At 56.4% G+C, this 11,075-nt stretch carries 10 protein-coding genes; 6 read left to right on the plus strand and 4 right to left on the minus strand.

Annotation, left to right across the window (positions count from 1 at the left end; all coding sequences use genetic code 11):
• Window positions 1–1,541: malate synthase G (locus RCH87_RS07420; RefSeq protein WP_306516077.1), on the minus strand; the 1,541-nt coding region annotated here is incomplete at its 3' end.
• A gap of 454 nt (window positions 1,542–1,995) precedes the next feature.
• Here RCH87_RS07420 and aceA point away from each other — a divergent pair.
• Both aceA and rraA read left to right on the plus strand, forming a co-directional pair.
• On the plus strand, window positions 1,996–3,288 hold the full coding sequence (gene aceA, locus RCH87_RS07425) for an isocitrate lyase (protein WP_306516078.1): 1,293 nt from the start codon (window positions 1,996–1,998) through the stop codon (window positions 3,286–3,288).
• Window positions 3,289–3,290: 2 nt separating this feature from the next.
• Window positions 3,291–3,791, plus strand: a complete 501-nt coding sequence (gene rraA / locus RCH87_RS07430) for a ribonuclease E activity regulator RraA (RefSeq protein WP_306516079.1) — start codon at window positions 3,291–3,293, stop codon at window positions 3,789–3,791.
• 148 nt (window positions 3,792–3,939) lie between these two features.
• Here rraA and RCH87_RS07435 read toward each other — a convergent pair whose 3' ends face one another.
• Window positions 3,940–5,208 (minus strand): DUF6882 domain-containing protein, encoded by a 1,269-nt coding sequence (locus tag RCH87_RS07435; protein WP_306516080.1) that lies wholly within the window; start codon window positions 5,206–5,208, stop codon window positions 3,940–3,942.
• Between the two features lie 35 nt (window positions 5,209–5,243).
• On the opposite strand from RCH87_RS07435, the gene RCH87_RS07440 reads away from it, so the two are divergent.
• Window positions 5,244–5,897, plus strand: coding sequence for a hypothetical protein (locus tag RCH87_RS07440; protein WP_306516081.1), 654 nt, complete (start codon window positions 5,244–5,246; stop codon window positions 5,895–5,897).
• Between the two features lie 26 nt (window positions 5,898–5,923).
• On the opposite strand, the gene RCH87_RS07445 is transcribed toward RCH87_RS07440, so the two are convergent.
• Complete coding sequence (locus RCH87_RS07445; protein ID WP_306516082.1) at window positions 5,924–6,295, minus strand: hypothetical protein; 372 nt, start codon at window positions 6,293–6,295, stop codon at window positions 5,924–5,926.
• A gap of 75 nt (window positions 6,296–6,370) precedes the next feature.
• On the opposite strand from RCH87_RS07445, the gene RCH87_RS07450 reads away from it, so the two are divergent.
• From RCH87_RS07450 to RCH87_RS07460, 3 genes are all read left to right on the plus strand, one after another.
• Window positions 6,371–7,240 carry a patatin family protein gene (locus RCH87_RS07450; protein ID WP_306516083.1) on the plus strand — a complete coding sequence of 290 codons (870 nt, stop codon included), beginning with the start codon at window positions 6,371–6,373 and terminating at the stop codon, window positions 7,238–7,240.
• A 212-nt stretch (window positions 7,241–7,452) separates the two neighbouring features.
• Window positions 7,453–7,878: a hypothetical protein gene (locus RCH87_RS07455; RefSeq protein WP_306516085.1), complete on the plus strand. Its 426-nt coding sequence runs from the start codon at window positions 7,453–7,455 to the stop codon at window positions 7,876–7,878.
• A gap of 77 nt (window positions 7,879–7,955) precedes the next feature.
• Window positions 7,956–9,536: a hypothetical protein gene (locus tag RCH87_RS07460; protein ID WP_306516086.1), complete on the plus strand. Its 1,581-nt coding sequence runs from the start codon at window positions 7,956–7,958 to the stop codon at window positions 9,534–9,536.
• A gap of 33 nt (window positions 9,537–9,569) precedes the next feature.
• On the opposite strand, the gene RCH87_RS07465 is transcribed toward RCH87_RS07460, so the two are convergent.
• Window positions 9,570–11,075, minus strand: a 1,506-nt coding sequence (locus tag RCH87_RS07465; RefSeq protein ID WP_306516087.1) for a peptide chain release factor 3, incomplete at its 5' end; no start/stop codon positions are given.

An 11,075-nucleotide genomic window follows, 5' to 3' on the forward strand; every position in this document is an offset into this window, starting at 1 on the left:
CCCTTACCGATCTGTGCCTTGCCCGGCAGGCCGAGCGCAACACCAGTATCGACGTTGATGTCTTCGTAAGCCTGCTTCCATGGTGCGGTCTGCATATCGGCCTTGCGCACCATCGGGCCAGCCTGCATGCAGGTGTGGATCTCGTCGCCCGTGCGGTCCAGGAATCCAGTGTTGATGAAGGCAACGCGCTCGCTGACCGCGGTGATCGCAGCAGCCAGGTTGGCCGAGGTACGACGTTCTTCGTCCATAACGCCCACCTTCAGGGTGTTCTTCTCCAAACCGAGCAGCTTTTCGACGGAGGCAAACAGGTCGTTGGTGAACGCGACCTCGGCAGAGCCGTGTTGCTTTGGCTTTACGATGTAGATCGAGCCAGCACGCGAGTTTTTGTGGGCGTTATCGGCAGCCAGTCCTGGGATGGCACACGCACTGGTGAGTACGGCATCCATGATGCCTTCGAAGACTTCTTCGCCGTCGACCAGGATGGCTGGGTTCGTCATCAAGTGTCCGACGTTTCGGACCAGCAGCAAAGCGCGACCGTGCAGGGATTGCTCGCCTCCGGAGAGGTCGGTGTAGGTGCGGTCGTCGTTGAGCTTACGGGTGATGGTCTTACCACCTTTTTCCAGCTCTTCTTTCAGCTCACCAGTGTTCAGGCCGAACCAGTTGTGGTAGCCCAAAGTCTTGTCCTCGCCGTCGACAGCGGCAACGGAGTCCTCGAAGTCGATGATGGTGGAAGTCGCCGATTCCAGGATGACATCAGAAACGCCCGCCTTGTCGCTCTTGCCGACGGGGTGGTCTGGGTTGATCTGGATCAAGATGTGCAGACCGTTGTTGCGCAGAACCACCTCGGATGGGGAAGACTTGTCGCCGTTGTAGCCGACGAGTTGCTCTGCCTTCGCAAGACCGACGGTGGAGCCGTTAACGGTGACGGCCAGTTTATCGTCGTCAATTGCATAGGATTCTGCGTCGGCATGCGAGCCGTTTTCTAGTGGGGCAACCTCGTCGAGGAAGTTGCGTGCCCAGGCGATGACTTTGTCGCCGCGCACCGGGTTATAAGAATTACCTGGTTCCGCCCCGCCTTCTTCGGAAATGGCGTCGGTGCCGTACAAGGCGTCGTAGAGCGAACCCCAGCGGGCATTCGCCGCGTTGAGGGCGAAGCGCGCGTTGAGGACAGGAACGACCAGCTGTGGGCCGGCAACCTCGGCGATTTCTGGGTCGAGATTCGCGGTGGTGACATCGGAGGCAGCTGGCTTGTCTTCCAAGTAGCCGATCTCGCGCAGATATTTTTCGTGTTCGGCTGGATCGGGCTGTCCCGGGTCAGCGCGGAAGTGCTCGTCGAGAGTCTTTTGCAGTTCATCGCGGCGTGCCAGCAGCTCTTTGTTGCGCGGGGTGTGGGTGCGGATGATGTCTGCGAACCCATTCCAGAATTTCTCCGAATCGAGTCCGATGTGTGGCAGCACAGTGCCGTTGACGAATTCGTAGAGGGTGTTGTCGACGTTGAGGCCTGCAACCTCTGTGCGTGGGGTGGTGTCTTCGATAGTCATAAAACTCCTTCTAATCCTCGCGGTCAGACCCTTAAGGGGCGTGGAGTGCGTGCAACTCAGTGACAAGCTGGGTGGCATGCGCGCTCTCTACATCTTTGCTGAAAATGTGCGCCCCGGGGCATGACACCACAATAAGTGAATTGCCTCACTGTGTGTAGCGCGGCGGGAGAAAGTGGGATTTTCACCCCTGTTCGAAGTTCGAAAATGAACTGAGAAAACAGTCCAATCGTACTGTTTCAACAGTATGAACGTACTGTTTATGTTCGGAGTTCACACACCATAAACGGCATTTTTGACAAAGACCTGCGGTTTAACCTGTTTTTGGGTCTCGAACATTTATGTGAAATAGAGCATTACCCCCGAATTTTAGTGACCGGGGTTAAATCTTGACGTGATCGAATTCATCGAACAAGATGTGAATCACCTCATAAGCCAAACGAGAAAGGGAGTTGCGATGACTACTACCGGTCAAGCACGTACCGCCGCTGAAATCCAAAAAGATTGGGATGAAAACCCTCGCTGGGCCAACGTCACCCGTGACTACACCGCAGAAAAGGTAGCCGAGCTGCAGGGCAACGTCGTCGAAGAGCACACCCTGGCACGTCGTGGCTCCGAGATCCTGTGGGACGAGGTCTCGAAGGGCGATGGACACTACATCAATGCCCTGGGCGCCTTGACTGGTAACCAGGCCGTTCAGCAGGTCCGCGGTGGCCTGAAGGCTGTTTACCTGTCTGGTTGGCAGGTTGCCGGCGATGCCAACTTGGCTGGCCACACCTATCCAGACCAGTCGCTGTACCCAGCAAACTCGGTTCCGCAGGTCGTTCGCCGTATCAACAACGCGTTGCTGCGTGCCGACGAGATCTCCCGAGTCGAAGGCGATAACTCCATCGACAACTGGCTGGTTCCCATCGTTGCAGACGGTGAGGCAGGCTTCGGTGGTGCACTGAACGTTTATGAGCTGCAAAAGGCCATGATCAACGCTGGTGCTGCCGGTACGCACTGGGAAGACCAGCTGGCTTCCGAAAAGAAGTGTGGCCACCTGGGCGGTAAGGTTTTGATCCCAACCCAGCAGCACATCCGCACCCTGTCGTCTGCACGTCTGGCTGCCGACGTCGCCGGTGTTCCCACCGTCGTTATTGCTCGTACTGACGCCGAGGCCGCCACCTTGATCACCTCGGACATCGACGATCGCGACAAGCCGTTCATCGAAGGCGACCGCACCGCAGAAGGCTACTACCGCGTACGTCCAGGCATCGAGCCTTGTATCGCACGTGCGAAGTCCTATGCTCCATACTCTGACCTGATCTGGATGGAAACCGGTGTCCCAGACCTGGAGGTTGCCAAGCAGTTCGCGGAGTCCGTCAAGGCCGCGTTCCCAGATCAGAAGCTGGCCTACAACTGCTCGCCATCGTTCAACTGGTCCAAGCACCTTGACGACGAGACCATCGCGAAGTTCCAAAAAGAACTGGGCGCCATGGGCTTTACCTTCCAGTTCATCACCCTGGCCGGATTCCACTCGCTGAACTACGGCATGTTCGACCTGGCTCACGGCTACGCACGCAACGGCATGACCTCGTTCGTCGAGCTGCAGAACAAGGAATTCGCTGCAGCCGAAGAGCGCGGCTTCACCGCCGTCAAGCACCAGCGTGAGGTCGGTGCTGGTTACTTCGACAACATTGCCACCACCGTCGACCCAACCTCGTCGACCACCGCACTGAAGGGTTCCACTGAGGAAGGCCAGTTCTAATCATGGCCATCCAATTCGTTCCTACCGCTGATATCGGAGACATCCACGGTGAACAGCTACGCAGCTGCGATAAGCAATTCACCAACTATGGAGGCAAGACCGAGTTCTGCGGAAAGATTTCCACCATCCAAGCCATCCAAGACAATGCCTTGGTGAAAGAAGTCTTGAACCAACCGAACGAAGGCGGAGTCTTGGTCATCGATGCCCAAGAAAATCTGCATACCGCTATGGTCGGCGACATGATCGCTGGCGCAGGCGTGGATAACGGCTGGGCCGGGATCATCGTCAACGGCGCGATCCGGGATTCCCAAGAAATCGGCACCATGGATATTGGTGTTAAGGCTTTGGGCACCAACCCGCGCAAATCTGCGAAAGATAAGGTTGGCAAGGTTGATATCACCGTACAATTCGGTGGCATCGACTTTGTGCCAGGCCAATATGTGTATGCAGACGCCGACGGCATCGTCGTCAGTGAAACTCCAGTAGAGGCACAAGATAGCTAGTTTTTGCTAGTCAGTGGCGCGGTGTGCGCGCCACCATCTGAGCCCGGTAGCTAGTACGTGTGAGAGCTAGCTGCCGGGCTTAGTCGTGTTTCAGGCCCAATGTGTGTGGGGTGCGTGTGGGCTTTGTTGCGTGTGGATGCAGGAAGGGCTATGCAGAAAACAGCACGATGCCCACGGTCTCTGCGTCTAAGGCGTCGATTCGGTAGTCGTGGAAATCAGTGATCGGCGCGCATGCAGCAACCATCGTGGCGATTGCCTCTTTTCGGGCGTCGCCGCGGGAGAGCAGATCCGCTCGTTGCAGATCGACGTGTGGGCGCACGAAATCAAGAACGCCGTTGCTGATGCCAAAATCCAACAGCGCGCGGCTTTCTTGCGCACCCGAAGTCCCGGCAAGTTTTGGGTCAGCCCACGCCCACGTCCAGGTTGTACCGGCAACGGTGGCGACCACCCATCCCGGTGAAGTGTTGTGCCGGGGTTTTGCTGCGACTGCACGATCGGCGACTGCACGATCGGCGGTGGAACTCGGCGCCGCATCGTCGTCATCATCAATGTCGCCGTTCTCGCCATTCTCGTCGTTATCGGCGTGCCCGGTTGTCTCCCAGAGTAGGGCGGAGCCTTGGGCGCGCAGCGTGTCGATCGTTGGCGGCAGCTCGCGGGTAAACGGCTGTGCGGCGAGGTCAATGGCTGTGCCACCGCGTACATGAATCGTGTATGCGTCGTCCCCAGCGCCGATCTGGACGACGGTATCTGTGTTCTCCGGCGGGTTTGCTACTGAGTGCTCTGCCGTCGAATAAGCTGACGTGTCTTCCGTCGTAGCGTGTTCAAACTCTAATCCGCGTACCACAGCGAAGGCATGCAACGCTCTTAGCGTGTCATAGTGATCCGGCAGCTGTGCTAGACCGTTGCTGAGCGCGACGTGCACCGGGCCTTCGTCGACGAAAGCAGACACGATCAGCACCGCGAATTGCGCAGCAGAGTCTTCACCGGAACTTCGGCGCGAGCTCCGGGGAAGCGGAACCAACACGGCCGGAGCATTGCGAAACAAGGTGCGGGTAGCTGCTAATAACTCGTCGTCGGCAGGCTGCGGGATGAGTGGATCCAGTTGCGGGATATCGGAAAAATCATCGACCGCTGCTGTTTGCCAATACCAGGTGTCATCAATGATGGTGGCGACCCACTGGGCAGCGAGCTCGACGCGTTGTGCCACCTGAGTAGAGGAAAAAGACAGCATCACTGGTTGATCGCGGACACGTCCGTCGGCAAGCATCGCGTCGTGGTCGTTGGCCGAGTTTTCGCGGAGAGAAAACTCCACCTTGGTGATCTCACCGAACCGGGCGCGAAACATTGCTAGGCGATCGGCCTGGGCCAAAAAGCCATCGGTAGCGATATCGGCGAGGGTGCGCGGGGCAGACAGCATGAGTGTTAGTGTACAAGCACTGTAGAGTGACCAGCATGCTCTATGCCGTTAGTTACGCCTTCATGGATTCGATCAATGTTTTGTCCATTGCTGTGATCGTTGCCCTGGGCGTGCTGCTGCCAGCGGGACGGTATAAAAAGGTCGCACCACTGTTGGTGACCGGCAACTGGTTCGGAGTTTTTGCGCTCGCGCTGCTGGTGACCGTCGTATTTTCCGGCTTCGGCGAGCTCATGCAAAAAATCCTGGATTCGGCAGCCTTCGGGCTGACCTTGATCGGCGTCGGCGTGCTCACGCTCGTGGGCACCTGGTTATCGAAAGGCAAGCCGCCTGCTGTGGTGGGACGGTTATTAGGTGGGCTACAAAAACCATCGCCGATGACCTTCGGGATTGGTTTCGGCCTTGGCGTGGTGCAATCGGCGACTTCCGGCCCGTTTTTTGCCGGGCTGATTGTGCTCACCGCGTTGCATCCGGCACCAGCGACGTTGGGCGCGGGAGTGGTGCTGTATGCCACTATCGCGTTGTCGCTGCCCATCGTCTTCGCGTTGCTTGTTGGTTGGGTCCGAATCGCGCCGCATTCGCCGATTGGCAGGCTGTTTAATAAGGCCTTGGACAATACCGAAGCTTTGAGTAAGGCGGCAGGCTATAGCGTGGGAGTGCTGTTGATCGTACTCGGGGCACTCGGTGTCTGAGTGTCTAAGCGTTTCTAGGTTGCGCTTTATTCAATAACGATGCCGACGCGGTCTGTGAGTTCTAACGCGCATGTTTTCGGTGCCAAGCGCTTGGTGATTGCAGAACGGAGCGCGGGGCTTAGTGGAAGCAGCCAACCATTGTTGGGATCGTGTACCGGCAGATCATCGGTTTTCGTCGGCACTAGTACAATCTGCGTGTTGGGTCCTTTGATTACCGCTGCCTCGTTATTGCGGGCGGCGTCCAGAACGATGCCGGCTACCTGCACCGATCCTGTAATGATCACCATTTCTTCCGCCGTGTGCACTGCCAGCTTGTCGACGCTTACGTGGCGTGCAGTATCCGGAAGCTGGGTGAGAGCGGGCTTAGCAGAACCGCGTAGCAGGTCGAATAGTCCCATGAGGTCATTCTAACCGGTTAATGGTGAATCACTGTTAGTCACAATTTCGCGAGCTCGCGACTACGATGGGCAAGGATGATCGACGCACGAGATACAGCTTTAGTGATTGAAGGCGGGGGAATGCGCAATTCCTATACCGCCGCCAGCATTGTGCACCTGTTGGAAAAGCAAGTGCAATTTGGCTGGGTCGGTGGTGTATCCGCTGGTGCCTCGCACACCGTGAATTTCCTCTCCGGTGATAAAGAACGCGCACGTAGTTCGTTCACGGATTTCGCGAATAACCCCTCGTTTGGTGGGGTGAGTCATTTCTTGCGCGGTCGGGGATATTTCAATGCAGAATTTATTTACGAAAAAGCTGCCGACAAAGATCTCCCGTTTGACTGGAGAGCGTTCACGGAATCGTCGGCACAAGTCTGCATCAGTGCCACGCGTGCCGATACCGGAGAGACCGTCAACTGGGGCAGGCAGGACATGCCAAGCTTGCCGGATCTGATGATGCGCGTACGTGCCTCATCCACACTGCCGCTGATCATGCCGATGCGCTTGATCGACGATGTGCCGTTTGTCGATGGTGCATTAGGAGATTCCGGTGGTGTGGTGGTCAATGAGGCCGAACGAGCTGGTTTTAGAAAGATTCTTTTCTTGGCGACGAAGCCCCGCGATTATGTGCGCCCAGCCACGCAGCGTGAGGGCTTTTTGCGTCGGGCATTTTTTAAACACCCAGCCGTGGCCAAGGCCATGATTGAACGACCGGATAAATACAATGCCGCGAAAGATCGCCTGCTTACTTTGGAGAAACAAGGCCGTGCGCAATTGTTCTTTCCGACGGATTTGTCCGTGGAATCAACGGAACGCGACGCCGAAAAGCTGTTGCACAGCTACCGGATGGGCCAGATCCAAACGGAAAAAGAATGGCCGCAATGGGAAGAATTCCTGACCGGTTAAAGGAAAACGAATTTAATCTCAGAATTATCTGAATTATCTTCCACGACTACATTGTGCCGCTTTTGTTCCGGGGCATGTGCCCCCGTCGTGAGAAGAATCATAAAGGTGTGCCTAGTTATTGTTAGGTAGGACTATATAAACTCTTATCTGCCGAATGAATTCAATGGTCAAGCATGAAATGTTGGATCATATAAATAGATAAGGGGCCTTTTATGAAGAAACTGTTCACCGCAAGCTTGGCTGTTCTCACGCTGGCAGGCCTGGCAAGTGGCGGGGTTGCTCAAGCGATGCCTGTGCAGAAACAACTGGTGCAATCGTCGTCGGCGCAGGATAATTCAGTGTCGAATCAGCTCAAGTCGGCGCTGTCTATTGGCAGCTCCGTGCTCTGGAACGACCCGAGAGGTAACCGGCCAAGCAACCTCCGCGCATTGGTGGCGTGGCTGAAGAACGTGGATAACAAACATTACAATGCCTTAAATTATGGTCTGACAACCCCGCAGCAGGCTGCGGATTGTCGTTACCGTATCGATGGTAAGCCAGGTGAGCCACGTCCGGACATTTATGTCTCGCAGGATTGTTCCAAGGTTGAGGTCACTCAAGACGATTACGATCAGGCTCTGCGCGCCATCGGATTCTGATTATCGTGAGTCGGCGGCTTCCCAGCCCTGTCCGGTAAACACGACCGGAACCCACCGTGCCGGTAGAATTGTCTGTCATGCGTTCGAGTATTTTAGCTGTGTTGACAGGTACTACTTTGTTGCTCGGGGCCTGTTCGGCTCCGTCTGATGACGACGCGTTGAAGGCAGCGCCAGAAGAGGCAACAACGGGGCAGAATACGGCTGCAGAAACTACCGCGGCCACGGAAAAAACAACTGCCACCACCCATGAATTTGCGCTGGAAGATTACCAGGTTTCTCCAGACATACATTTACCCGTCCGCGGCAGCGTGACAACGGCGGGGCATAGCAATGCTCCGCTGGTGGTAGTGAATCATTTGCGTACATTTAACTGCGCTGACGATACTTTCGCCTACCCGTGCCCAGATGGGGTAGAGGAGATACGTGCAGATCGCGGAATGCACTATTTGGCAGAGGATCTCGCAGAGGCCGGATACACCGTCGTCGTTCCTGATTTAGGCCCGTTGTGGGCGCCAGAAAGCCCCACGCAACCATACGACCAGGTGGAAGCCTGGGCGGGTGTGGTTAGTGCCATTCGTGGGGAACTAGAGGCGGCGAACCAGGGCCAGTCGCAGCACTTAGACGACAGCCTTGTGGGCATGACGGATTTTTCTCGCACTGGTGTGTTTATGCACTCGCGTTCTGCATTGCTAGGAAATAAGGCTGCAGAAATGTGGCCTGAGGTATCTTTGGCCAGCTATGGCGGGTTCTACCATGTGCCAGAATCTCCAGAAGATAACTTTTCCCCAGCTCCCGCCGATGTGCCTACTTTGACCATTGATGGGCAAGCAGATGAGGATACTTCCCAGGCCGCAGCTGACTGGTTGCCGGAATACGTGGGGCAGGACAGGCAGACGGCAGCCTTAAACTTTATTGTGTCGGGGCTTGGGCACAACTACATCAACCGTGTTTTATCCAAGCGGGAATTTGACGACCGCATCGATGATGGCGAAATTGGCGACATTGGTGCCAAAGAACATGAGGAATTTTTAGCGGAAGCTCTCCGGCTTTGGTTTGATCAAACTCTCCGTGGCCAAGACGGGCCGTATCCATTGCAGGCTGATGACGAGCTACCGAGTGAGCTCGCAGGCAGAGAAGCGAGTGTGTATGCTGCCACCCCGGCCGCTGCAGAGCAATGGATTGCTTCAGAACCAGAAGCGCAACTGCCGGGAAGCGAGGCCAAATTCTGTCGGATTTATCCGTCTATGAACCCGGTGCAGTATGACGACCGCTGCGATTTCGTGGACCTGGGAATCGTCAATTCCGCTTCTGTCAATGCCCGCGTGCAATTGACTAAAACCCCCGCGGTGGTTCCGGTGAGTTCTGCAGGCGCGGATGCACTGAGCATGCACATGATGCCTACTGGCAGCCGGGAAGACGGGAAGAAAGAAACCAAGCTGGAAATTACCGCGATCATGGACGATGGTTCCCGACAGCAAATCCCAGTGCCGACCCCCAACCCGGTGTTGAAAGATGCCACCACGGAAACCAGCAACGGTGAATACTGGATACGCACCTTAAGGATTAGCTTGCCGGAAACAGTAAAGAACCGCCCGATTAGCCAATTGGAAATCACTGGTGATGGCACTATCGACTTGCGGGCAGTCGAGCTGTACTAAATGCTGGCCGATTTCTAATCGGCCACCTGTAATCTAATCCGCCACCAACGGCTCCATGGTGAGCTCTGGGTGTTCTTTTTGTACGAATGCGAGTTTCCATTTATCACCGAACAGCGCGATCAATTCGCCGTCGGTGCGAGTGAAAATTTCCACTCCGCGCTGGCGGCCTAATTCTTCGGCTGAGGCCGCATCGGTGCGTCGTGCTACCGAATAAGGTACGGGCTCGACGACTGTTTCCACGTTGTATTCGACTTCCATGCGCGCTTGCATGACTTCGAACTGCATCGGGCCGACGGCTGCCATCACGGGTGCAGCATCGCCGCGCAGTTCGTTGCGCAGGATCTGCACGACGCCTTCGGCATCCAGTTGCTCCAGCCCTTTGCGGAATTGCTTATATTTGCCCAGCGATTTTGCCCGCAGGGTTTGGAAACTTTCCGGAGCAAACTGTGGCATCGGGCGGAACTGGATCTTCTTGCCCGAATAAATGGTATCGCCAGGAGCCAGCGATCCCGCGTTGACCAATCCGACGATATCGCCAGGGTAGGCGGCTTCGACGGTATCGCGGGTGCGGCCGAAAACGGTCAGTGCGTATTTCGTCGAGAAGCTGCGCCCAGATTGCGCGTGCGTGACCTGCATGCCGCGTTCGAAGACGCCAGAGACCACGCGCATGAAGGCTAGGGTGTCGCGGTGGTTGCGGTCCATGCCGGCTTGAACTTTGAACACGACGCCGGCGAAATCGTCGTCCACCTCGCGGGTTTCGGCGATGGATCCGGTGGCTTTTTCCACTACCTTGGGGTCGCACTCGCGGCTGCTTGGCTCTGGGGCGATTGCGCACAAGGTGTCCAGAATTTGGTGTACGCCGAAGTTCAGCATCGCGGAGGCGAAAATCAACGGCGAGGTCACACACTGTTCGAATAAATCTTGATCGTGTAGCGCTCCGTCGGCGGCCAAAAGCTCGGCTTCTTCCACTGCCGTTTCCCAAGCCTCGGCTTCTTTTTCGCCAGCTTGCTCCGGTGAGTAGTGCTCTTCCGGTGCGATGGTGGAGCCACCGGCGGTGCGGATGAAGTGGATGTAGTTATCAGCTTCACCGTCGTCGTTAATGTGGGCGAGCCCGCGGAAGTCACCGGCTTCGCCGACCGGCCAGTACAGCGGGGTTGGTTGGAGCTGGATTTCGTTAACGATTTCGTCGACAAGCTCCAAAGGCTCGCGGCCTACCCGGTCCCACTTGTTGATCACCGTGATAATCGGCAAACCGCGAGCTTTGCACACGCGGAATAGCTTTAGTGTTTGCGGCTCGAGGCCCTTCGCGGCGTCGATGAGCATGACGGCCGCGTCGACGGCGGTGAGAACGCGGTAGGTATCCTCCGAGAAATCTGCGTGACCTGGGGTATCGACCAGGTTGATCACATACGGCTGCCCGTCGTGGCCTTCCGGGGAATAGTTGAACTGCAGTGCGGAAGATGCCACGGAAATCCCGCGGTCTTTTTCCATGTCCATCCAGTCAGACACGGTGGCTTTGCGGTTTCCTTTGCCGTGTAC

This window comes from Corynebacterium sp. (assembly GCF_030826625.1).
In the GTDB taxonomy this organism is placed as follows: Bacteria; Actinomycetota; Actinomycetes; order Mycobacteriales; family Mycobacteriaceae; genus Corynebacterium.